General features: G+C 72.2%; 20 protein-coding genes, 1 tRNA gene and 2 pseudogenes. 13 read left to right on the forward strand and 10 right to left on the reverse strand.

Annotated features, from left to right (window positions below):
• Window positions 1–81: 81 nt before the first annotated feature.
• Together AB0I76_RS02960 and AB0I76_RS02965 are read left to right on the forward strand one after the other, a co-directional pair.
• Window positions 82–213 carry a hypothetical protein gene (locus tag AB0I76_RS02960; protein WP_357029158.1) on the forward strand — a complete coding sequence of 44 codons (132 nt, stop codon included), beginning with the start codon at window positions 82–84 and terminating at the stop codon, window positions 211–213.
• Between the two features lie 45 nt (window positions 214–258).
• Window positions 259–1464, forward strand: a complete 1206-nt coding sequence (locus AB0I76_RS02965) for a PP2C family protein-serine/threonine phosphatase (protein WP_357029090.1) — start codon at window positions 259–261, stop codon at window positions 1462–1464.
• 35 nt (window positions 1465–1499) lie between these two features.
• On the opposite strand, the gene AB0I76_RS02970 is transcribed toward AB0I76_RS02965, so the two are convergent.
• Window positions 1500–1904: an STAS domain-containing protein gene (locus AB0I76_RS02970; RefSeq protein ID WP_357029093.1), complete on the reverse strand. Its 405-nt coding sequence runs from the start codon at window positions 1902–1904 to the stop codon at window positions 1500–1502.
• A gap of 309 nt (window positions 1905–2213) precedes the next feature.
• Window positions 2214–2876 carry a GNAT family N-acetyltransferase gene (locus AB0I76_RS02975; protein WP_357029096.1) on the reverse strand — a complete coding sequence of 221 codons (663 nt, stop codon included), beginning with the start codon at window positions 2874–2876 and terminating at the stop codon, window positions 2214–2216.
• A 171-nt stretch (window positions 2877–3047) separates the two neighbouring features.
• On the opposite strand from AB0I76_RS02975, the gene AB0I76_RS02980 reads away from it, so the two are divergent.
• The 4 genes from AB0I76_RS02980 (at window position 3048) to AB0I76_RS02995 (ending at window position 5644) form a co-directional block, all read left to right on the forward strand.
• Window positions 3048–3743, forward strand: a complete 696-nt coding sequence (locus AB0I76_RS02980) for a response regulator transcription factor (protein ID WP_357029099.1) — start codon at window positions 3048–3050, stop codon at window positions 3741–3743.
• Complete coding sequence (locus tag AB0I76_RS02985) at window positions 3736–4764, forward strand: HAMP domain-containing sensor histidine kinase (protein ID WP_357029102.1); 1029 nt, start codon at window positions 3736–3738, stop codon at window positions 4762–4764. Before AB0I76_RS02980 ends, AB0I76_RS02985 begins: the two co-directional genes overlap by 8 nt.
• 63 nt (window positions 4765–4827) lie before the next feature.
• Entirely contained in the window at window positions 4828–5019 is a 192-nt protein-coding gene (locus AB0I76_RS02990) for a hypothetical protein (protein ID WP_357029105.1), read from the forward strand.
• A 106-nt stretch (window positions 5020–5125) separates the two neighbouring features.
• Window positions 5126–5644 (forward strand): hypothetical protein, encoded by a 519-nt coding sequence (locus AB0I76_RS02995; protein WP_357029108.1) that lies wholly within the window; start codon window positions 5126–5128, stop codon window positions 5642–5644.
• Between the two features lie 3 nt (window positions 5645–5647).
• On the opposite strand, the gene AB0I76_RS03000 is transcribed toward AB0I76_RS02995, so the two are convergent.
• The 5 genes and pseudogenes from AB0I76_RS03000 to AB0I76_RS03020 all read right to left on the reverse strand — a co-directional run.
• Window positions 5648–6382: a Clp protease N-terminal domain-containing protein gene (locus AB0I76_RS03000; RefSeq protein WP_357029111.1), complete on the reverse strand. Its 735-nt coding sequence runs from the start codon at window positions 6380–6382 to the stop codon at window positions 5648–5650.
• A gap of 109 nt (window positions 6383–6491) precedes the next feature.
• A complete protein-coding gene (locus tag AB0I76_RS03005; protein ID WP_357029114.1) occupies window positions 6492–7748 on the reverse strand; it encodes a hypothetical protein in 1257 nt (418 codons plus the stop codon).
• 170 nt (window positions 7749–7918) lie between these two features.
• Entirely contained in the window at window positions 7919–8695 is a 777-nt protein-coding gene (locus AB0I76_RS03010; RefSeq protein ID WP_357029117.1) for an FkbM family methyltransferase, read from the reverse strand.
• 30 nt (window positions 8696–8725) lie between these two features.
• A pseudogene (locus AB0I76_RS03015) lies at window positions 8726–10309 on the reverse strand (sulfatase-like hydrolase/transferase); the annotation flags it as partial.
• A gap of 418 nt (window positions 10310–10727) precedes the next feature.
• Window positions 10728–11402 (reverse strand): annotated as a pseudogene (locus tag AB0I76_RS03020) (CDP-alcohol phosphatidyltransferase family protein); the annotation flags it as partial.
• A gap of 180 nt (window positions 11403–11582) precedes the next feature.
• Here AB0I76_RS03020 and AB0I76_RS03025 point away from each other — a divergent pair.
• From AB0I76_RS03025 to AB0I76_RS03050, 6 genes are all read left to right on the forward strand, one after another.
• On the forward strand, window positions 11583–12869 hold the full coding sequence (locus tag AB0I76_RS03025) for an ROK family transcriptional regulator (protein ID WP_357029120.1): 1287 nt from the start codon (window positions 11583–11585) through the stop codon (window positions 12867–12869).
• Window positions 12870–13015: 146 nt separating this feature from the next.
• Window positions 13016–15820, forward strand: coding sequence for a carbohydrate-binding protein (locus AB0I76_RS03030; RefSeq protein ID WP_357029123.1), 2805 nt, complete (start codon window positions 13016–13018; stop codon window positions 15818–15820).
• 10 nt (window positions 15821–15830) lie between these two features.
• Window positions 15831–17531, forward strand: a complete 1701-nt coding sequence (locus tag AB0I76_RS03035; RefSeq protein ID WP_357029126.1) for a ThuA domain-containing protein — start codon at window positions 15831–15833, stop codon at window positions 17529–17531.
• A 96-nt stretch (window positions 17532–17627) separates the two neighbouring features.
• Window positions 17628–18503 (forward strand): alpha/beta hydrolase, encoded by an 876-nt coding sequence (locus tag AB0I76_RS03040; RefSeq protein WP_357029129.1) that lies wholly within the window; start codon window positions 17628–17630, stop codon window positions 18501–18503.
• A gap of 43 nt (window positions 18504–18546) precedes the next feature.
• Entirely contained in the window at window positions 18547–18807 is a 261-nt protein-coding gene (locus tag AB0I76_RS03045; RefSeq protein ID WP_357029132.1) for a hypothetical protein, read from the forward strand.
• Entirely contained in the window at window positions 18807–19034 is a 228-nt protein-coding gene (locus tag AB0I76_RS03050; protein WP_357029135.1) for a hypothetical protein, read from the forward strand. Before AB0I76_RS03045 ends, AB0I76_RS03050 begins: the two co-directional genes overlap by 1 nt.
• 115 nt (window positions 19035–19149) lie before the next feature.
• On the opposite strand, the gene AB0I76_RS03055 is transcribed toward AB0I76_RS03050, so the two are convergent.
• Together AB0I76_RS03055 and AB0I76_RS03060 are read right to left on the reverse strand one after the other, a co-directional pair.
• Entirely contained in the window at window positions 19150–20043 is an 894-nt protein-coding gene (locus tag AB0I76_RS03055) for a GNAT family N-acetyltransferase (RefSeq protein WP_357029138.1), read from the reverse strand.
• A 347-nt stretch (window positions 20044–20390) separates the two neighbouring features.
• The gene (locus tag AB0I76_RS03060; protein ID WP_357029141.1) at window positions 20391–21008 is read right to left on the reverse strand and encodes a TMEM175 family protein; all 618 of its coding nucleotides are present in this window, start codon (window positions 21006–21008) and stop codon (window positions 20391–20393) included.
• On the opposite strand from AB0I76_RS03060, the gene AB0I76_RS03065 reads away from it, so the two are divergent.
• A complete protein-coding gene (locus tag AB0I76_RS03065) occupies window positions 20953–21234 on the forward strand; it encodes a hypothetical protein (RefSeq protein WP_357029144.1) in 282 nt (93 codons plus the stop codon). The genes AB0I76_RS03060 and AB0I76_RS03065 overlap by 56 nt on opposite strands.
• Before the next feature lie 62 nt (window positions 21235–21296).
• Here AB0I76_RS03065 and AB0I76_RS03070 read toward each other — a convergent pair.
• A tRNA-Lys gene (locus AB0I76_RS03070) sits at window positions 21297–21372 on the reverse strand.
• Window positions 21373–21476: the final 104 nt, after the last annotated feature.

The following is a 21476-nucleotide window of genomic DNA, read 5'->3' on the forward strand; positions in this document are numbered from 1 at the left end:
AGGTACGCGAGGCGCGCGAGCGGATCGAGTGGGTCAACAGTCAGCTCCAGAAGCAGGCCGAGGAGCTGACCCGGTCCAACCGTGATCTGGAGCAGCGAGATGGGCTGGCCGGCGCGCTGGCGGCCGACCGGTGTCCGCGCCTTCGTCACCACGTACGGCGCCAGCCACGCCAACGGCCGCGCCGCCGCGGAGGTGCTCGGCCTGGCCCGCTGACGAGCGGGCGGCGTGGGACCGGCCCGGGGCGGGTATCCCGGCGGGATGAGCGCGAGCGATCCCTGGCACCGGGCCCTGGCCGACCTCGTCTCCCGGTCGCACCGGTTGCCGCCCGACGAGCTTCCGGTGGCCGTCGACGACGTGCTCCGGCCGCTGGGCGTCACGTCGACCCTCTACCTGGTCGACGTGGAGCAGCGGACCCTGCGGCCGCTGCCGGGGTCGGGCGGCCCCCCGGCCGAGCCGCTGTCGATCGACAGCAGCCTCGCCGGTCGCGCCTTCACGCAGGTGGAGGTGCACGTCGGGCACGGCCCGCCGCCCCGGCTCTGGGTGCCGATCGTCAACGGCACCGACCGGCTGGGTCTGCTGGAGGTGTTCCCGCCCGCCGGAGCCGACCTCGCCGACGAGACGCTGTGGGACGGCTGCCGGCTGATCGCGGGTCTGGTCGGCCATCTGGTGACCGGCAAGAGCAGCTACGGCGACTGCCTGCACCGGGCGCGGCGCAGCCGCCCGATGGAGGTGTCCGCCGAACTGCTCTGGAACCTGCTGCCGCCGCTGACGTTCGCCACCGCCGACACGACGATCAACGCCCTGCTCGAACCGGCGTACGCGGTCGGCGGTGACGCCTTCGACTACGCGCTGAACGGCGGGACCATCTCGCTGGCGATCCTCGACGGCGTGGGGCACGGCCTGCCGGCGGTGCTCACCACCTCGGTGGCCCTGGGCACGTTGCGGGCCGCCCGGCGGGCCGGCGCGGACCTGACCGCGACCGCCCGCGCAATCGACGAGGCGATCGCCGGTACGTGGTCCGACTCCCGGTTCGTCACCGGCGTGCTCGCCGAGTTCGACACGCGGACCGGCCTGCTCCGGTACGTCGAAGCCGGGCACCCGCCGCCGGTCGTCCTGCGTCGGGGCCGGGCCGTGCGGACGCTGACCGGCGCCCGTCGGCTCCCCCTGGGCCTGGGCGACGAGCGCGGTGCGGTGGCCGAGGCCCAGTTGGAGCCGGGCGACCGGTTGCTGCTGCACACCGACGGGGTGACCGAGGCCCGGGACGCCGCCGGGGAGATGTTCGGCCTGTCGCGCCTCGCCGACCTGGCGGAGCGGCAGATCACCTCCGGGCTGCCCGGCGCGGAGATCCTGCGGCGGCTGACCCATGCGGTCGCCGCGCACCGGGATGCCGCGTTCTCCGGCGACGACGCCACCCTGATGCTGATCGAGTGGTCCGCCACCGCGGCGGAGGGCAGCGAGCCCTGAGCGGCCGGCGCCGCAGGCCGGCGGTCGGCGCCGGGTCAGTCGAGCCCGCGCCAGCCCCGCCCGTCCGGGTGTCCGGCGTTGTCGTCCAAGCCGAGCATCGGCCCGACCGCGGTGATCCGCAGGACGCGCGCGACCAGCGGTTGCGGGTCGGTCACGCGCAGCGTCACACCGCGCTCCCGGGCCCGCGAAACACCCTGGACCAGCACGCGTACGCCACTGGAGTCGAGGAAGCCGACGTCGGCGAGATCCACCACCACCTCGGAGAGCCCCGGCCGCCCCAGCGCCTCGGTGAGCGCGGCGTCGAGGTCGTCAACGGTGGACATGTCCACCTCACCCGTCGGACGCACGGTCACGCGCCCGGGGTCCACATTCCCCACGTTCATGACCGCCTCACCGTCAAGATGCGCCGGGGCGACGCGCCGTCGACGTGCACCGACCATATCGGGCCGCACCGGCCGGGGCCAGCCGAGGCCGTTGCCGGTCCCGGGCGCCTCCTCACACCCAGCGTCACTCCGGCCAGCTCGGCGGCTTCGCCGCTACGCCGCAGGTCAAGTCCGCTTTTCGACACGATGACGAGCCTCGTGGCATCTTGCCGACGACCATGCGAATACGTAGCGTGATCGGTACGCGCGGCGGCCGGCGCCCGCGCCGTACGGGGACCTGGGGGGAAGGCTGCGGGCCGTGGATCCGGCTCGGGTCCACGGTCCGCAGCCCCGTCGTCCGTTCCCGGTGGGCCGGGCACCCGCCGGTCAGCTCGGATAGACCCCGTACGACCGCCATCCCCGGTCCGGGAAGCCGGCGGCCTCGGCCACCCGGGCGGATGCGGCGTTGCGGCGGTCGTGCAGGTAGGTGGGGATCCCACCCTCGTCGAGGACCCGGCGGGCGGCCTGCGCGACCAGCCGTCGGGCGAGGCCACGGTTGCGCGCCGCGGGCGCCGTCCCCACCGCCAGTTCCCGGCCGTACGCGTCGTGCCGCTTGACCCCCACGCCGGCCAGGAACCTGCCCCGGTCGTCCCGGACCACCAGCACCGGCCGGTCGAAGAGCCGCAGCCAGGACGGCAGGCCGGGAGCCGTCGGGGCGGTCCACTCGCCCACCTCGGACAGCGGGGCGGGCGCGACACTCCACCGGAACACGTCGTCGTGCACCGCCCACCCCGCGTGGCCGACCGCCGCGGGCAGCCCGGGTAACAGCCGCCGGGCGGGCCCCCGGGCCAGGTCGCGGACCACCGCCACCCGGTCCGGTGGCACGGAGAGCACGGTGCTCGCACCGGCGGTGACGGCGATCGCGGGCCGGAGCCGGCCGTCCCAGGCGGGCCGGGCACGCCGGTGGGTCCCGACGACGTGCAGGCCCGGCCCGGCCGGCCACTGGCCCAGCCAGGTCGCCAGGTGCAGGTGGAGCCGCCGGTCGAGCATCGACTCCCCTTCTCTCCGCCACGGTCGCGCCGGGCCGGCCTTCCGGTGATCACCGTACGCCCGAACGCGAAAGTCGGCGTACCGTTCCCAGCGCCCGCGCAGCCGTAAGGAACAGGCAACACCTCCCGGCGGGCGGCATGGCTAGGCTGGCCGCCACGAGGGAGGTGCCCGGTGACGCAGCGGGTACTGGTCGTCGACGACGACCGGACGGTCAGCGACGTGGTCTGTCGCTACCTGGAGCACGCCGGTTACCGGGTCACGCACGTCGGGGACGGCGCCGCCGCTCTGGCCGCCGTCGCGGCGGACCCGCCGCACCTGGTGGTGCTGGACCTGATGCTGCCGGTCGTGGACGGGCTGGAGGTCTGCCGGCGGCTGCGGACGCGGCCGGACGGCGTACCCGTCATCATGCTCACCGCGCGCGGCGACGAGGCCGACCGGATCCTCGGCCTGCAACTGGGCGCGGACGACTACCTCAGCAAGCCCTTCTCCCCCCGGGAGCTGGTGCTGCGGGTCCGCTCGGTGCTGCGGCGGACCGGCGGCGAACCGGTGGACGCCCCGCCGGAGGTGCTCGTCGACGACGGCCTGGAGGTCGAGACCGGCCCCCGGGTGGCTCGGCTGCACGGACGCGAGCTGGTGCTGACACTGCGGGAGTTCGACCTGTTGGTGCACCTGATGCGCCATCCGGCCCGGGCGTTCCGCCGGGCGGAGCTGCTGGAGCGGGTGTGGGGCTGGAGCTTCGGCGACCAGTCCACGGTGACCGTGCACGTCCGGCGGCTGCGGGAGAAGGTCGAGGCGGACCCGGCGCAGCCCCGGCGGATCGTCACCGTGTGGGGCGTCGGCTACCGCTACGAGTCGGCCCGTGCGTGACCTCGCCCTGATCTTCGCGTACGCCCTCGGCGCGGCGCTCTGCGTCGGCGGCGTCGGCGCGGCCGGTCTGCGGCTGCTACGCGGCCGGTCCATCACCACCCACGTCGTCGCCCTGCTGGCCCTGGCGGTGACCGCGGTGGCCGCCGGCGTGGCCGCGGTCGCCGAGGCGATGTTCCTCTCCGCCCACGACCGGGACGTCGTCCTCATCACCGTCGCCGCGGCGGCGGTGGTCAGCGTCGCCGTCGGGTGGCTCTTCGGTCGCCGGCTCGCCGCCGCCGCCGTCTGGGCCGACCAGGCCCGTCGCCGCGAGCGGCACATCGAGCAGGGACGCCGCGACCTGGTCGCGTGGGTGTCGCACGACCTGCGCACCCCCCTGGCCGGGCTGCGGGCGATGGCCGAGGCGCTGGAGGACCGGGTGGTACGCGACCCCGAGACGGTCCACGAGTACCACCGCCGCATCCGGGTCGAGACCGACCGGATGACCCGCCTGGTGGACGACCTGTTCGAGCTGTCCCGGATCAACGCGGGCGCGCTGCGGCTGTCCGTGTCGGCCGTGCCGCTGGGCGACGTGGTGTCGGACGCGCTGGCCAGCACGGCGCCGCTGGCCGCGGCCCGGCGGATCCGGCTGGAGGCGGCACACTCGGGGTGGCCCACCGTGCTCGCCAGCGAGCCGGAACTGGCCCGGGTGGTGGGCAACCTGCTGCTGAACGCCGTCCGCTACACCCCGTCGGACGGCACGGTCCGGGTGGACGGTGGCCGCGACGCCGACACCGCGTGGCTGGCGGTGGCCGACACGTGCGGCGGGATCCCGGAGGCGGACCTGCCCCGGCTCTTCGACGTGGCGTTCCGGGGCGAGCCCGCCCGTACGCCGGGACCGGGCAACGGCGCGGTGGCCGGCTCCGGCGGCCTGGGCCTCGCGATCGTGCGCGGGCTGGTTGAGGCGCACGGCGGGCGGGTATCGGTACGCAACGTCAGTGACGGATGCCGATTCGAGATCCGGTTGCCGGTCCCCGGAACCTGAGACATCGATCGACCGTCATATCTATTTCCATACATGTACAACTTCCTTTGGGACGGTAGGCTCATGCCGAATCAGCCGAACGACCGTTACCAGCAGGACCCCGAGCAGCTCTGGCCGCAGACCTCCGGGTCCTCGGGACGGTTCCCGGCGCAGTCGTCTCCGCACCGGGGCAACCGCGCGTCCGCGCTCTCCTGGAGCGACCTGAACAGACTGCCCGCCGGCGTCTCCTCGCGCCGCCACCTCAACCCGCGCTGACCCGGGTCGCGCGACACACCGGCACCGACCCACCGGGGCTTTCGCACACCTGTCGGGTAACGTCTTGTGGTCCTCAACCGGGCCTACGACAGGAGAAGTTCCGCGCATGGGCAAGAAGACGATCCACGTCTCCGACTTCAGCGGCACGGTCCTGGCGACCGACGACGAGGTGGTCCGTGTCGTCGTCCTGGAGCACCCGGACCTGGTGGCCGGGCCCGTGCAGCTGGACGCCACCCCGGTGGAGGTGGAGGGCATCGACGACGCCGCTCTGGACGTGGCGGTCGTGGAGATCCACGACCGCCACGGCGGGGGTGAGCCGCGCCGCGTGGTGCTGACCGCCAGCGAGTTCGACGCGATGGCCACCGACGTGCCGATGGCGCAGCTGCTGAGGACCGCCGAGCGGGTCCGCCCGCCGAAGACCCGCAGGGCGGCCGAGAAGGTCGACTACGGCACCATCGAGCACGCGGGCAGGCCGCACCGGGGTCGGGTCACCGAGGAGGAGGCCCGGCTGGTGCGGGAGCGGCTCGACGAGGTCAACAAGCGCCTCGCCGACGCCGGGATCCGCCAGATCGATCCGGCCGACCCGGAGCACGCCGCCCGGTACGGCTTCCCTGCCGCGCCCTGACGCTCACTCCCTGGCGGCCCGCACGGCGGCCTGGATCGCTTCGGCGACCGCCGTCTCGGCGGCGGCCTTGTCGACGCCGAGCCCGGTGAGCACGCCGTCGCCGTCCTCCTGCTCCAGCAGGGCCAGCAGGATGTGCTCGGTGCCGATGTAGTTGTGCCCGAGGCGCAGCGCCTCCCGGAAGGTCAGCTCCAGCACCTTCTTCGCCGACACGTCGTACGGGATCAGCGCCGGCACCTCGCCGCCGGACGACGGCGGGAGCGCGGCCGTCGCGGCCTCCCGTACCCGTTCCAGCGGCACGCCTGCCGCCACGATCACCTGCGCGGCGATCGCCTGCGGCTCGGCGAGCAGGCCCAGCAGGATGTGCTCCGGGCGGATCTCGGTGTGCCCGCCCGCGCGCGCCTCCTCCTGGGACATCATCACCACGTTGCGGGCGGGCAGGGTGAACCGGGCGAAGCCCTGCTGCGGGTCCAGGGGCGGGTCGGTGGGCTTGGGGACGAAGCGCTTCTGCGCCGCCTGCTTGCTGACCCCCATGCTGCGGCCGATGTCGGTCCAGGACGCGCCGGAGCGGCGGGCCTGGTCGACGAAGTGGCCGATCAGGTGGTCGGCGACGTCGCCGAGGTGCTCGCCCACGACGACCGCGTCGGCGAGTTGGTCGAGGACGTCCGGACGCGCCTTCTTGATCCCCTGGATCAGGTCGTCGAGGCGTACGGGGTTGCTCATCTGCACGGGATCCGTCATTCGTCAACCATAGGTTGACGATGCGACGCCGTCAACCAAAGGTTGACGACAGTTCCAGCCGCGCCGCGTTCCGCACCCTCCGTGGGGCGCGGAACGCGGCGCCGGACCGTCAGGAGGTGACCACGCCGGCGTCGACCACCGCCGCATCCCCGGCCGCGAGGACGAGGGTGTCGCTGTAACCCAGGCTGCTGTACGGGTACGCGTTGTCGTACGAGGCCAGGTCGGAGTCGACGGAGTCGATGAAGAGGTACGGCTTGTCGATGCTGATGACCACCGAGTACGTGCCGGGACGGACCCGCGCCGTCCACGTGCCGTCCGCGCCCCGCGTGCCGGCGACCGCCGGAAGGGTCTGGTCAGCGGGGTTGACCGAGACCCACGTGCCGGCACCGGTCACCCCGGACTCCTCGACGTCGCGCACCCCGTCGCGGTCGGCGTCCTGCCACACGATGCCGCTGACCGTGGCGGCCTCGACGACGGCGACGTCCGTCCGACCCTCGTTGTCGGTGAGGTCGTCCTCGGGCACGTTGGTGCTGGCCCGCGCCACCACGGCCCAGGCGGCACCGGGCTGCGCCGAGGTCACCGTCGCGGTGAGGTGGAGCGTGTCGGCGCTGTACCCGGCCACGATCTGGTAGCGGGTGCACCGCCAGGCGGAGCCGGTGGCGGGGTCCTCGACGACCACGCAGTCCCAGCCCGTGCTCATGTCCTCGGTCTGCCGGGCAAAGCCCGTGGGGATCGGGACCGTGACGTAGACCTCCTCGGCCGTCATGTTGCCGGTGTTCCGGACGTCCACCCGGATGTCGACGGTGTCCCCGGTGATCACCTGCGCGGGAGCACCTACACCCGTCACCTCCACGTCCGCCACCCCCCGGATGTAGGTGATCGGTCCGGTGGCGGTGTTGTTGGCGGTGGTGCTCTCGGTGCTGGTGGTCGTACCGGTCACCGTCACCGCGGCCGTCGTACCGGGTGCGGCGGGCGGGAAGTAGAAGTCGAAGCGGAGCTGTGGCGCGCTCGCCCCCGCGGCCAGCGCGCCGTAGGTGCACGTACGGCTCACTCGGAAGTCGCACTGCCAGCCGGCGGGCGTGGAGTTGCCGTCGGTGAAGTCCGCGCCGGACGGCATGGTGAAGGTCAGCGTCACGTCCGCCAACGGCCTGTTGCCGCCGTTGCGGACGTCCACAACGACGGTGGCGCCACCGCCGACGTCCACGACCTCGTTGCGCGGGGCGGTGGCGATGACGACCAGGTCGGCGCGGGGAGGCGCGGCCGCGGCCGGTGCGGCGGGCAGCACGGTCGCCACCGAGAAAAGGGCGCCGAGCACCAGGGCGGTCTTGCGACGGCCCTTCGGTGACTGGAGAGGGGTGCGGTACATGGGATCCCGTCGGTCGCAGGTCCGGCCGGCTTCCGCTCGGCCGAGGACGCGCGCACGCAGCGCCCGTCCGATGATCAAGGCGCTGCCGGGATCGGGCCCGTTACACGATGGACGGTCGGCGCGGAGGCGGCAGCCGGCCTGGCGCGTCGGTGGCCTGCTCCGTGCCGGCCTTACCGGGATACGCAGTACACGTCGCCGGAATTGGCCTCGTGCGGCAACGCGAGCAGGTGGCCCGCCATCTCGTCGGCGGGCACCCACCGTTGGAACGTCATCGACTTGTCGTCACCGAGCGCCACGTCGAACCCGTCGAAGCCCAGCGCGGCCAGGCGGTCCAGACACCGGAGCGCGATGTCGCGCGCGATCGTGGTGAACTCGAACGAGACGGCGGGCAGTGGGCGGCTCAATCCGGCCAGCACCGCGTCCTCGAATCCCTCCACGTCGATCTTGGCGAACGCCGGCACGCCGTACTCCTCCACCAGCGCGTCGACGGTCACGACCGGGACCTCGATCTCGGCGTCCCAGACCTGGCCCTCCCAGCCGCCCGCGCCGTCCGCAGCCCGCACGAAGTCCGAGGACGCGGTCGACACGGTGGGGTTGGCGGAGTTGACGTGGAACCGTACGCTCCCGACGGCCGCCCCACAGGCCGCCTCGACCAGCGTCACCCGGTCGTCGCCGGCGTAGATCGCCCGGAGGGCGCGCAGGCAGAGCGGCTGCGGCTCCACGGCGACGACCCGCGCCCCGAGGCGGCGGAAGCTGCCGACGTGGTCACCCACGTGGGAGCCGATGTCGAAGACGAGGTCCCCCGGCCGGACGAAACGGGCGTAGAAGGCGTCCATCCGCGCGTCGCGCTCCGGGTCGCCGTAGTAGACGTCGAGCGACCGGCGCAGGCCGGAGGTGGCCGGATCGTTCCTGAGCGCCGCGACCCTGCCGGCGACCGTGTCCGTCATCTACCTGTGGTCCTCTTCTCGAAGGGGCCGTCACCGCGGGCCGAAGGCGGTGAGGAACCGGTCCCGGAAGGCGTCCATCCGCCAGACCGGCGCCTGCGAACCGGGCTTCAGCCCGTCCTGCCAGCCCCACCCGGAGATCCGGGCCAGCACGGCCCGGTCCCGGGTGATGATCGAGATGGGCACGTCGTGGCTGGCGTTCTCACCGGTGATGACCGGGGCCGGCTGGTGGTCGCCGAGGAAGATGAACACCAGGTCGTCGTCGCCGTAGGTCTCCACGTAGGAGACGAGCGTGTTGAGCGTGTACTCGATGGACTGCCGGTAGTCCGCCCGGATCCGCTTGGCGCTGCGCCGCCCCTCGCCTCGCCCGCCCTCGGCGGCGTCCTGGAAGATCGCGCCGTCACCGACGTCGGCCCAGTCGACCAACGGCGGTACGGGTGTCCACGGGGAGTGGCTCGACACCAGCGCGAGTTCCGTCATCGTCGCCGGGCCGTCCGGCCGCGCCCGCTCCAGGCGCTGCCAGCTGGACAGGGTGTACTGGTCGGGCATCGTGCCGAAGCTGAACTTCGGGCCGCGGTAGGCGAGCGTGTTGGCGTCGTAGAAGCGGTCGTAGCCGTAGAAGGAACCCTCCGGCCACGCCCTGGTGACGGCGGGCATCACACCCACGGTCTGCCAGTCCGCCCGCTGGAAGGCGCCGCCGAGGGTCATCCGGTCGCTCGCCAGCAGCGTGCGGTGGCGCTGGTCGTTGTCGATCCAGAGGCCCGAGAGCAGCGTGGCGTGGGCCAGCCAACTGCCGCCGCCGAACGTCGGGGAGGTGAGGAAGCCGCTCTGCGCGGAGTAGCCGGCCGCGCGCAGCCGGTTGGTCCCGCCGTCGAGGACGGCACCTACCTGCGGTGCGAACTCGGGATCCTCGACGGCGTCCCGGCCGTAGCTCTCCACGAAGGCGACGACCACGTTCTTGCCGCGCAGCGCCGTCAGCAGCTGGTCGCCCGGCGTGTCCCGGAACGCGTCGTCGTTGATCGTGGTGGAGAACGTCTTCCGGTCGTTCAGGCGCAGGCGCACCTGGAATCCGTGACCGTTGGCCAGGGTGGTCGCCGACGTGTCGGCGACCGGTACGCCCGGAGCCACCTGGACGCCGAACGCGGCGCACGCCACCCAGACGACCACCAGCACCGCCACGGTCCGGGTGGTGCCGGTGTGGTGCCGGACGACCAGGTGACTCAGCCGCAGCATCGACAGCGTGACCAGGACGGGCAGGCCGACCGCGACCAGCGCCAGCGCGACCGCGGCACCGATCGCGCCGGGACGGCCGTACGACTCGGAGACGAAACCGAACGCCTCGTCGAGCAGCGCCCAGTCGAGCACCAGGTCGAACGCCCGGCTGAGCGACGCCGAGAACCCCAGGTCGAGCAGCTTCACCAGGACCAGCAGGCCGAGAGCCACACCGGCGAGCGTGGCGACCAACCGCCTCCCGCGGGGTGGCAGGGCGAGCAGCAGGGCGACGAGCAGCAGCGCCTCCAGGGGGATCCGGACGAAGGCGCCCGGCGAGAGACGACCGAAGTCGTACGGCGCGGTGAGCGCGAGCAGCACGAGCAGCGCGGCCAGGACGGTCGCCAGCCGGCTCCGGACGGACCGCCAGGTCCGGCCGGTGGCGGCGGGATCGTCGTCGGCGGCACCGCCCGGCGTACGGTCGGTGTGCCCGTCCGCCGCCGGGTCGTCCCGCACCGGCCACCGTCCCCGGGCCGGTCGCCGGCGTACCCGCGTCATGAGCGACAACCTGGGCGTCCTTCCGTTGATCGTGGTGAGGCGACGGCGGGGGGCTTCAGACCCGGACGATCCCGTTCCGAGCCGCCGGGACCCGCGGGGGCTCGTGCCTCGCCGGTCCACCCGGAGTCTCCCGGGCCGGTCCGCCCCGTCGAACGACGGGACCGTCGATGCCCCGGTGCGTGGCGAGGCCCGCGTGGGCCCGGATCTCCACCCTGCCCGGGCGGGTCGGCGTCTCCTCGACGGTCGTGCGGCGGGTGGTACGGGTCGTCCACAGCCAGCGGACGTCGCGGCCGAAAGACTCGACGAGCAGCGCCAGCGACAGCACCAGCACGACGACAGTCAGCGGACCGGCGAGCACCTCGGCCATCGCCACCGTCAGCGCCACGCCCTGGATCGCCGCGACGACCTTGCGCCAGTAGCGCGGCGGCAACGATCCACGCATCCACGGGAGCACCCAGCTCGCGGCGACGAAGGCGTACCGCATCCCGCCGATCGCGAGCACCCAGCCGCCCGCCGACGGTGCCACGTAGACGCAGAGCACCAGCACCAGGAACGAGTCGACCTCCATGTCGAAGCGCGCACCCAGCTCGCTGGTGGTCCCGGTCCGGCGGGCCGTGTACCCGTCCACCGCGTCCAGCGCCAGCGCCACGGCGGTGAGGGTGACCATCAGCGCGACCGGCGCCGGCCGGTCGAACGAGTCCGCCGCCAGTGCCGTCACGCCGCCGGCGAGGATCGCCCGGCCCAGGGTCACCTGGTCGGCCGGGCTGAGACCACGCGCACCCGAACGGGTCAGGCCCCGGCTGAGCAGGGCGCACAGGATCATCCCGTACCCCAGCCCCGCCAACCACCCGGCCGCGCCGAGGCCGACCGTGCCGGCGAGCATCGCGAGCAGGACGGCCTGCACCAGCAGTCCGACGACCGGACCAGTTCGCACCGTGGGCATCGTGCCTCCGTGACTCTGATTGGCGACCCTGACTCTCAACACGAGAAATACGGCCGATCGGTTCGTTCTGGACGCAGGTGAACACGACCTCGTTGGAGGGTCCACTGCGCAGGACAACCATTGCCATCGATGCGCCGCTCGTGCTTGATTAGTCTCGCCACCCGACGAAATGGGGCGGACATGACGGGCCGGGATCGCGCCGCGGCGACACGGGTCACCACCGCGCCCACCGACCAGCTGTCGCTGCGGCGGACCAACCTCAGCCGCGTCCTCGTCCACCTGCGTGACCACGGCCCCCGCCCGAGGGCGACCATCGCCACCGGTACGGGCCTGCACAAGGCCACGGTGTCCAGCCTCGTCGACGAGCTGCTGACCCGCCGGCTGGTCCGTGAGATCGGCCTGCAGCGCTCGGGCTCGGCCGGGCGGCCGGGACGGGTCCTCGCCCTCGACGGCGCCACGGTCGGCGCCCTCGGCGTCGAGATCAACGTCGACTACCTGGGTGTGCACGGCATCGACCTGGCCGGACGCCCGGTCATCGAGCGGCGGACGGCCTTCGACGCCGCCGGCAGCGGGCCCGACGCCGCGGTCGACCGGCTCGCCGAGGCGATCCGTGAAGCGCTGCGCGACATGCGGCGGCGGGACGCCCCGGCGGCCGGTGTGGTCGTCGCCGTGCCCGGCCTGATCGACGTCGAGCGCGGCGTGGTCGTCCTCGCCCCGAACCTGGGCTGGCGGCAGCTCCCGCTGGCCGACCGGCTCGGCGCCGCGCTCCCGCCGGACCTCCCGGTCGCGGTGGACAACGACGCGAACCTCGCCGCCCTCGCCGAGTACACCTACGGCGTCGCCGCCGGCACCGACGACCTCGTCTACCTGACCGGTGAGGTGGGCGTCGGCGGCGGCATGATCGTCGGGGGTCGGCTGTTGCGCGGAGCCGAGGGATTCTCCGGCGAGGTGGGCCACCTCCCCGTCGACCCCGCCGGACGGCGCTGCGGCTGCGGGCGTACCGGCTGCTGGGAGACGAAGGTCGGCCTGGCCGAACTGGTCCGCCTGATCACCCCGGACCAGCCCCACACCCACCAGGTCCGCGACCCCGAGGAACGGCTGCGCGAGATCAGCCGACGGCTGGAGGCCGGCGATCCGGCCGCCGAGGCCGCGGTCGCGCAGGTGGGGCGCTGGCTCGGTCTGGGCGGGGCGATCCTGGTCAACCTGGTGAACCCGCGGGCGATCGTCCTCGGTGGATACTTCGCCACCCTCGCGGACCGGCTGCTCCCCACCGCGCAGCGGGAACTGGACCGTCTCGCGGTGGCGGGTCCGGCCGCCCGCTGCCGTTTCGTCGCCTCGAACCTCGGCTTCACGGCCGCCGCGCGGGGCGCGGCGGGCGTGGTCGTCGACCGGGTCCTCGCCGACCCGACCACCGTCGGCACCGCACCGACGGCCGCAGCCCGCGGCCCGTCGGCGGTGACCGGGTAACCCCCGTCCGTCCGCTGGCGACCTCGGCACCCGCCAGCCCGACCACCACCCCACCACCCCCATCCCCCGCCACCCCACCACCGGCATCCAGCGCGGCGGCGCGCGCTCTGCCTGGCTGATCCCCAGCTCAGGAGAGGAAGACGCCCATGTCCCCGTCCCGACGGAGGCGCTGGTCGCGGCTGTTCCACGCCGCCCTGCTCAGCGTCGCCGGCAGCGTGGTCGCCGTCACCGGCACCACGACCCCTGCCGCCGCCCACACCACGATCAACCCGGCCGACTACCAGCAGGTCACCCTGGCGATCGGCTCCGCCGAACTCGGCCAGGCGATGTCCCTGGCGGTCCTGCCGAACCGGTCGGTGCTGCACACCGCCCGCGACGGCACGGTGCGGCTCACCGACGCCGCCGGCAACACCAGCGTCGCCGGCAAGGTGAGCGTCTACACCCACGACGAGGAAGGTCTGCAGGGGGTCGCGGTCGATCCGAACTTCACCGCCAACCGCCACGTCTACCTCTACTACTCGCCGAAGTTGAGCACCCCGTCCGGGGACGCCCCGAAGAGCGGCACCGCCACCGACTGGGCCGCGTGGAAGGGCGAGCTGTGGCTGTCCCGCTTCGTGCTCACGACCGCCGGAACCCTCGACCTGGCCTCCGAGAAGGTGGTGCTCAAGGTCCCGTCCGACCGTGGCCTGTGCTGCCACGTCGGTGGGGACATCGACTTCGACGCCGCCGGCAACCTCTACCTGACCACCGGTGACGACACCAACCCGTTCGAGTCCTCCGGTTCGTCACCGATCGACGAGCGCGCCGACCGCAACCCGCAGTACGACGCCCAACGCACCTCGGCCAACACCAACGACCTGCGGGGCAAGCTGCTGCGCATCAAGGTGAACGCGGACGGCTCGTACTCGATCCCGTCCGGGAACCTCTTCGCGGTCGGCACGGCCAAGACCCGGCCGGAGATCTACGCGATGGGCTTCCGCAACCCGTTCCGGATGAGCGTCGACCGGGCCACCGGCGTGGTCTACCTCGGTGACTACGGCCCGGACGGCGGCGCGGTCACCGGGCGCGGGCCGGCCGGCCAGGTGGAGTTCGACCGTATCCCGGGGCCGGGCAACTACGGCTGGCCCTACTGCACCGGCACGAACACCCCGGAGGAGACCTACCACGAGTGGGACTTCGCCACCGGCACCGGCGGGGCGAAGTACGCCTGCGCGACGGGCCCGACCAACAACTCGTTCCGCAACACCGGGCTTTCCACCCTGCCTCCGGCCAAGGCGTCCTGGATCCGGTACGGCGGCTCGGCCGGCTCGCCCCCCGAGTTCGGCAGCGGCTCCGAGTCCCCGATGGGGGGACCGGTCTACCGCTACGACGCGGCCCTGAACTCGTCGGTCAAGTTCCCGGCCGACCTCAACGGCCACTACTTCGCCGGTGAGTACGGCCGCAAGTGGATCAAGGCCATCGACGTCAACGCCGACGGATCGCCGGGCTCCATCGCCTCCTTCCCCTGGCAGGGCACCCAGGTCATGGACATGGCGTTCGGGCCGGACGGGGCGCTCTACGTACTCGACTACGGCACCTCCTCCACCACCGTCGCGCTCTACCGCGTCGAGTACAAGCCCGGGCCCAAGGCACCCGTGGCCAAGGCGTCGGCGAACCGTACCTCCGGAGCGGCACCGCTGACCGTCACGTTCTCCTCCGCCGGCAGTTCCGACCCCGAGGGCGGCACGCTCGGCTACCGGTGGACCTTCGGCGACGGCGGCACCTCGACCGCGGCGAACCCGTCGCACACCTACACCACCAACGGCCAGTACACCGCGACGCTGACGGTGACGGACCCGACCGGGCTCACCGCCACCGCCAGCGTGCCGATCACCGTGGGCAACACCGCACCCGTGGTGACCCTCGCCGGCCCGGCCGCCGGCCAGCTCTTCGACTTCGGCGACACCGTACGGTTCACCGTCACCGTGACCGACGCCGAGGACGGCACGGTCGACTGCGCGAAGGTGACCGTCAGCTACCTGATCGGCCACGACAACCACGACCACGGGATCACCTCGAAGACCGGCTGCACCGGGTCGATCACCATTCCCGTCGACGGCGAGCACGACGCCTCGGCCAACCTCTACGGCGTCTTCGACGCCGAGTACACCGACGCCGGAGGGCTGACCACCCACGCGCGGGCGGTACTGCAACCCCGCCACCGGCAGGCCGAGCACCACTTCGGACAGGTCGGCATCCAGGTCGTCGACAAGACCACCGCCGAGGGCGGCAGGACGGTCGGCTTCGTCAACAACGGCGACTGGATCTCCTTCCAGCCGTACCGGCTCAGCGGCGCCGCGACCTTCGTCGCGCGGGTCTCCTCCGCCGGGTCCGGCGGCACCATCCAGGTGCGCGCCGGCTCGTCCACCGGCACCCTGCTCGGGTCGGTCACCGTGCCGGTGACGGGAAGCTGGGAGAGCTTCACCACCGTGAGTACGGCGCTCGCCCCGGCCCCCGCCGGGTCGGGTCCCCTCTTCCTGGTGTTCACCGGCGGCACCGGCAACCTCTTCGACGTCGACGCCTTCACCCTCACCGGCCCGACCGAGGCGGAGTCGTACAGCTCCCAGTCCGGCGTCCAGGTCGTCGACAAGTCCGACGCCGACGGCGGCAGGACCGTCGGATTCATCAACAACGGCGACTGGACCGGGTACGCCTCCGTCTCCACCGCCGGCCGGACCCGGTTCGCCGCCCGGATCTCCTCCGCCGGGTCCGGCGGCGCCATCCAGGTGCGCGCCGGCTCGTCCACCGGCACCCTGCTCGGATCGGTCACCGTGCCGGTGACGGGCGGTTGGAGCACCTTCCAGACCGTCTCCACCACGCTCACGACCGCCGGCTCCGGCCCGTTGTTCCTCGTCTACACCGGCGCCGGCACCGGAGCCCTGTTCGACGTCGACTCGTTCACCCTCTCCTGAAAGGACCGCCATGCCTCTCCTGACAGCACGACGCCTGGTGGCCGTGGCAGCCGCCGCGCTGCTGGCCGGCAGTCTCGCCCCGGCACCGCCGGCGCTGGCCGCCGACCCGGCGTACCAGGTCCTGGTCTTCTCCAAGACCGCCGGCTTCCGGCACGACTCCATCGCCGCCGGCACGCAGGCGATCCGTGACCTGGGCGCCGCGAACAACTTCACCGTCACCGCCACCGAGGACGCCGCCGCGTTCACCACGACCAACCTCGCCCGGTTCCGCGCGGTGGTCTTCCTCAACACCACCGGGGATGTCCTCAACGCCACCCAGCAGAGCGCCTTCGAGGCGTACGTCAACGGTGGCGGCGGCTTCGTCGGCGTCCACTCGGCCGCCGACACCGAGTACAACTGGCCCTGGTACGGCCAGCTCGTCGGCGCCTGGTTCGCCTCCCACCCCGCCATCCAGCAGGCCACCGTACGCGTCGAGAACCGCGCCCACCCGGCCACCGCGCACCTGCCGCGCAGCTGGACCCGCACGGACGAGTGGTACAACTACCGCACCAACCCCCGCTCCTCGGTGCGGGTGCTGGCCAGCCTCGACGAGGGCAGCTACTCCGGGGGCACCATGGGCGACCATCCGATCGCCTGGTGCCGCACGCAGTCCTCGGGCCGGGCGTTCTACACCGGCGGCGGGCACACCCAGGCGTCGTACTCCGACGCGGCGTTCCGGGCGCACCTGCTGGGCGGCATCCGGTACGCGGCCGGCTGGGCGAAGGCCGACTGCCGCCCGGAGACCGGGTACACCACGCTCTACGACGGCTCCACCACCGGCTGGTCCCAGGCCGGGCCGGGCGGGTTCACCAACACCGACGCCACCCTCAGCTCCTTCGGTGGCCTGGGCACCTACTGGTACTCGGCCAAGGAGTTCCGGTCGTACTCCCTGAAGCTGGACTGGCGGCTCGCCGGGGACGACAACTCCGGCGTCCTGATCGGCTACCCGCCCTCCTCGTCGCCCTGGTCGGGGACCCGGGACGGCTACGAGATCCAGCTCGACGCCACCGACGTGCCGGAGCGCACCACCGGCGCCGTCTACTCGGTCAAGGCACCCGACGTGGCCGCCCGCGACGCCGCCCTCAACCCGCCGGGCAGCTGGAACACCTACGAACTCCTGGTGCAGGGCGAACGGGTGCAGGTGTTCCTCAACGGGGTGCGGATCAACGATTTCACCAACACCGATCCGACCCGGAGCCTGCAACAGGGGTACATCGGGATCCAGAACCACGGCACGGGCGACGACGTCTCGTTCCGCAACATCCGCATCAAGGAGCTGAACGCCGCGTCGGTGACCGTGGAAGGAGAGTCCTACACCTCGTCCTCCGGGGTGCAGATCGCCAACCACGCCCCGGCCAGCGGCGGCCGTACCCTCGGCTACATCAACAACGGCGACTGGGCGGGCTACGCCCAGGTGAGCACGGCCGGACGGACCGGCTTCTCGGCGCGGATCTCGTCGGCGGGCGCGGGAGGCACGATCCAGATCCGGTCCGGCTCGTCGACCGGGACGCTGCTCGGCTCGCTGACGGTGCCCGTCACCGGGGGTTGGGAGATCTTCCAGACGGTGAGCACCACGCTGAACGGCACCGGCACGGGACCGCTGCACCTCGTGTTCACCGGCGGCTCCGGCTCCCTGTTCGACGTCGACACGCTCACCGTGAGCGGCGGCTGACACGGGTGGGGCCGGCGGCCGAGTTCGGCCGCCGGCCCCGCACGCCTTCCACGCGGCTGCCCGCGAACGTCGGAGTCTGCTCGTAGTCTCACCGGCATGACGACGAGAGAGACCCGCACACTTGCCGCGCCCGGCGTCGACCTGGTCTACGACGTACGGGGCCCGCTCCCGCCGGCCGGCGGCCGGCCCGCGCTGCTCATGATCGGCCAGCCGATGACCGCGGAGGGCTTCGACGCGCTCGCCGCCCACTTCACGGACCGCACGGTCGTCACCTACGACCCGCGCGGCCTGGGCCGCAGCACCCGAACCGATGGCCGGTCCGACCACACGCCGCAGCAGCAGGCGGCCGACCTCCACCTGCTGATCGAGGCGCTCGACGTCGGTCCGGTCGACGTGTTCGCGAGCAGCGGCGGTGCGGTGACCGCACTCGAACTGGTCGCGACCCACCCCGGCGACGTGCTCACACTGGTGGCGCACGAGCCGCCGATCAACGCCGTCCTTCCCGACGCCGCCGCCGCCGAGCGCGCCCGGGCCGGCTTCCACGAGGCGTACCAGGCGCACGGCTTCGGCGCGGGCATGGCCGCCTTCATCGCGATGACGTCCTGGCAGGGCGAGTTCACCGACGAGTACTTCGCCCAGCCCACACCCGACCCGGCAGCGTTCGGCATGCCGACCGGCGACGACGGCACCCGCGACGATCCACTGTTGTCGAAGAACTCGTGGGCGATCACCGACTACCGCCCCGACCCGGACCGGCTCACTGCCGCGCCGACCCGCATCGTGGTCGCGGTCGGCGAGGAGTCGGCCGGGACGTACACTGCGCGTACGGCCCTCGGCACCGCGGCTCTGCTCGGGCAGGAGGCCACGGTGTTCCCCAGCCACCACGGCGGGTTCCTCGGTGGCGAGTTCGGTTACGCGGGCAAGCCCGAGGAGTTCGCCGCGAAGCTTCGTGAGGTCCTGTCCGCCGGCTGACCACCGCCGGTCTACGCGGTGGGCGTCGCGCTACTGTCGCCACGTGCCGGCTGCCCGTACCGCCGTGACCGCCCTTACCGCCCTCACGGTCGTCCACGGTTGCCACACCATCGTCGCCCTCGCGGCGTACGAGTACCGGATCGGTGTGGTGACCCACGACGGTTCCGGCACGGTGGACATGCTCAACACCGTCGTCCCGCTCGGCACGCTGTCTGTGGCGATGTTCTGTCTGGTGCTTCTCACGCTGCTCGCCGCCGCCGCTGCGGTCGGCAACTGGATGGTCCAGACCTGGCGCGGTGGCTGATGAGCGCCATCGCTGCCGCACTTCTCAGTCTGATCTCTGCCGTGCAGTACCTGTCCGCCGTGGCGAACGGCGGCGAGCACATGCGTACCGTCCTGGCCGAGACCACGCTGTTGCTGGTCGCCTCATCCGTGACAGTGGTGATCGCCACGACCACCGGCATCCAGGTCGTCCGGCGCACCGCACCACGCCAGCCGCACCCCGCCGATGCGGAGGCCACAACGGCGTAGTCGTTTGTCGAGACGAGGGAGCGATCTCAGCGCGGCCATGAGCCCTGTATCGCGGCTCGAGCACTACAGCGGCACCTGCCGCCGTCTGAGCCGGTCTGACGCTCTGATCGGGCCTTCACCCCCGGGGGCCGCGGCGCAGATCGGCCACGTCGGCTGACGGGGTGAAGCCGGCCGAGGCGTAGGTGGCCACGGCACCGACGTTGGAGCTCTCCACGCACACACTCGCGCTGGACGACCCCATGTCGCGGAGAGCCGCGGCGGCGGCAAGCGTGATCGCTGTGCCGTAACCATGGCCCCGGTGACGGCGGTGGACGCCCATCGGCTCGAGCAGTCCCGGCCGTCCGGGCCCGGCGGACCACACGGTCGCCACTGCCACGGCATTGTCGTGCTCGTCGAATGCCATGAGGCTTCGTGCGTCGCCGTAGAACGGGCCACCAGCCATGGCGAGCCAGCGCCCCACCCTGAGACGTCGGTCGGCATCGGTGAAGGTCGAGCCGCGGAACGCCGACCAGTGGACGGTGACCCACTCCTCGGCGCGATCGGGCCCGATCGTCTCGATACGCAGACCGCAGTCCTCGACGGGGTCGGAGAGCGTGCGGTGGAACGGTGTCCACGGGTCGTCCCGCTCCCAACCCCGCTCCAGCAGCACCTGGATGAGAGGCTCAGCACCTCGGGCTTCGACGGTCGCGCCGCCGCGAACCAGGACACCACATGCCGGCTCGTCCACGTCGGCGGCGATCTGGTGGGCCAGCTCCTCGTCGTCGCGCCAGTGGGGAGCGATGGCCATCCGCAGCAGCTGGGGACCGTCCAGCAGGCCGATCGCGAGAACCTCCCCGTCGCGCGACCACATCCGGAGGGCAGCGGCCGTGGCCTCGGCACCACTCAGCGAGTACCAGCCGAGATCGCCGGAATGCAGATGCAGCGGTCCCCCGTCGTACTGCCACCGCTTGAGCACCTCGGCCGCTGGAGAAAGCTCGTCGACGCTCGGGGTGCTCAGCATGATGCTCATGGGGCGACCCAACCGCAGAGAGCGGTTGGGCACCAACGGATTTCGTCGGGGCAGGCGGCGCTCGCGCGGGTAGCGGCACTTGTCGCTCGCCCCGAAACGACATCTGGGCACCTACCCGCGAGGGGTGAATGCCCAGATGATTGCTGGTGCGCCGCCAGGGACTCGAACCCCGAACCCGCGGATCAAGAGGACACCCGCCTTGTCCTTGCTCACCGTCACACCGTCGGCAGCCGCCCCTGCTGGCTTGGCTCATCGTGCTGTCTCGGCGGGTTGGGGTCAGGTAGGAGGAGGAACCGGGGATTAGCTCCGGACGTGTAATCCGGGCTGGATCCTCGCGCGGCAGCGGCTCATTGCTGCCGGTCGCCAGCAGGAGAGCCGACCACCTCGATGCGTTCGAAGATGTAGTAAACGGGGACGGCGGCGATGATGGCAAGTGCCACCGGCGGGCTGACGAAGGCGACAGCGACCGCGGCCAGATACAGGACCGACGCTACCCCGGATCGCAGCCGCGCCGTCCAACGGGCCCGCTTCGGCAACGGCTGCCGGAGCCGCCCCGAACGCAAGGTCCATTCGAAGATTCCGGCGAAGCTGAACCCCATCCCCATGAAGGCAGCCGCATACAGAATCACCGCCACCCGGGCGTCCTGCCCGCCCAGCGCGAGGTACTTGCCCACCGTCGCCGTGTCTACCGGGATGAGGACGACGAACACCAGCAGGACGAGGTTGAGGAGGGCCAGCGTCCGGTCGACGACGGCGACGTTCTGGACGAGGGCGTGATGGTTGATCCAGATGAGCCCGATCGTGGCGAAGCTGATCAGGTAGGCGACAAATGAAGGCCAGTGGTCCGCGACTTGATGCAGGAGCGGGCCATGACCCGGGCCGGCCACGGCCAGGTTCAGCGCCAGTAGCGTGATCGCGACCGCGAAGACCGCATCGCTGAATTCCTCCAGCCGTTTTCGGCTCACTCGAGAGTTCTACCGCAACACCCGACGTGCCGAGGGGATTCAACCCGACCAGCTACCGCCGGCCCGGCCGCCGACGCTGCTCTACGAGCAGGGCGCACCGATCGAGAAGATCCAGGACGTGCTGGGGCGCCGCTCCCCGACCATCACAAAGCTGATCTACGTTGAGGTGACCCGCCAGGCCCAGCGGTCGACCACAGACAAGCTCGGTTATCTGTTCGATGCCTGACGTAGGGGTCACCAAAAGGGGTCAGGGCCGGTCATCATGACCGGCCCTGAGGGTGTTACTGCTGGTGCGCCGCCAGGGACTCGAACCCCGAACCCGCGGATTAAGAGTCCGCTGCTCTGCCAGTTGAGCTAGCGGCGCTCGTCGGCAACGGGGAGAAGATTAGCACGCCCTCCGAGGGGGGTTCCAATCCACTCCCCGGCTCCTCCCTTCGGCCCCGCTTACCAGTCAAAAGGGGCAAAAAA

Origin of the sequence: Micromonospora sp. NPDC049799, from assembly GCF_040656655.1 — a bacterium.
Classification (GTDB): domain Bacteria; phylum Actinomycetota; class Actinomycetes; order Mycobacteriales; family Micromonosporaceae; genus Micromonospora.

Excerpts from the sequence above, each read along its gene's own strand:
- AB0I76_RS03000 (WP_357029111.1), bottom strand. The coding sequence starts at position 6,382 with ATGACGGATCCCGTGCAGATGAGCAACCCCGTACGCCTCGACGACCTG.
- AB0I76_RS03055 (WP_357029138.1), bottom strand. The coding sequence starts at position 20,043 with ATGAGCATCATGCTGAGCACCCCGAGCGTCGACGAGCTTTCTCCAGCG.
- AB0I76_RS03040 (WP_357029129.1), top strand. The coding sequence starts at position 17,628 with ATGACGACGAGAGAGACCCGCACACTTGCCGCGCCCGGCGTCGACCTG.
- AB0I76_RS03030 (WP_357029123.1), top strand. The coding sequence starts at position 13,016 with ATGTCCCCGTCCCGACGGAGGCGCTGGTCGCGGCTGTTCCACGCCGCC.
- AB0I76_RS03010 (WP_357029117.1), bottom strand. The coding sequence starts at position 8,695 with ATGACGGACACGGTCGCCGGCAGGGTCGCGGCGCTCAGGAACGATCCG.
- AB0I76_RS02995 (WP_357029108.1), top strand. The coding sequence starts at position 5,126 with ATGGGCAAGAAGACGATCCACGTCTCCGACTTCAGCGGCACGGTCCTG.
- AB0I76_RS03005 (WP_357029114.1), bottom strand. The coding sequence starts at position 7,748 with ATGTACCGCACCCCTCTCCAGTCACCGAAGGGCCGTCGCAAGACCGCC.
- AB0I76_RS03050 (WP_357029135.1), top strand. The coding sequence starts at position 18,807 with ATGAGCGCCATCGCTGCCGCACTTCTCAGTCTGATCTCTGCCGTGCAG.
- AB0I76_RS02975 (WP_357029096.1), bottom strand. The coding sequence starts at position 2,876 with ATGCTCGACCGGCGGCTCCACCTGCACCTGGCGACCTGGCTGGGCCAG.
- AB0I76_RS02990 (WP_357029105.1), top strand. The coding sequence starts at position 4,828 with ATGCCGAATCAGCCGAACGACCGTTACCAGCAGGACCCCGAGCAGCTC.
- AB0I76_RS02970 (WP_357029093.1), bottom strand. The coding sequence starts at position 1,904 with ATGGTCGGTGCACGTCGACGGCGCGTCGCCCCGGCGCATCTTGACGGT.
- AB0I76_RS03035 (WP_357029126.1), top strand. The coding sequence starts at position 15,831 with ATGCCTCTCCTGACAGCACGACGCCTGGTGGCCGTGGCAGCCGCCGCG.
- AB0I76_RS03025 (WP_357029120.1), top strand. The coding sequence starts at position 11,583 with ATGACGGGCCGGGATCGCGCCGCGGCGACACGGGTCACCACCGCGCCC.
- AB0I76_RS02965 (WP_357029090.1), top strand. The coding sequence starts at position 259 with ATGAGCGCGAGCGATCCCTGGCACCGGGCCCTGGCCGACCTCGTCTCC.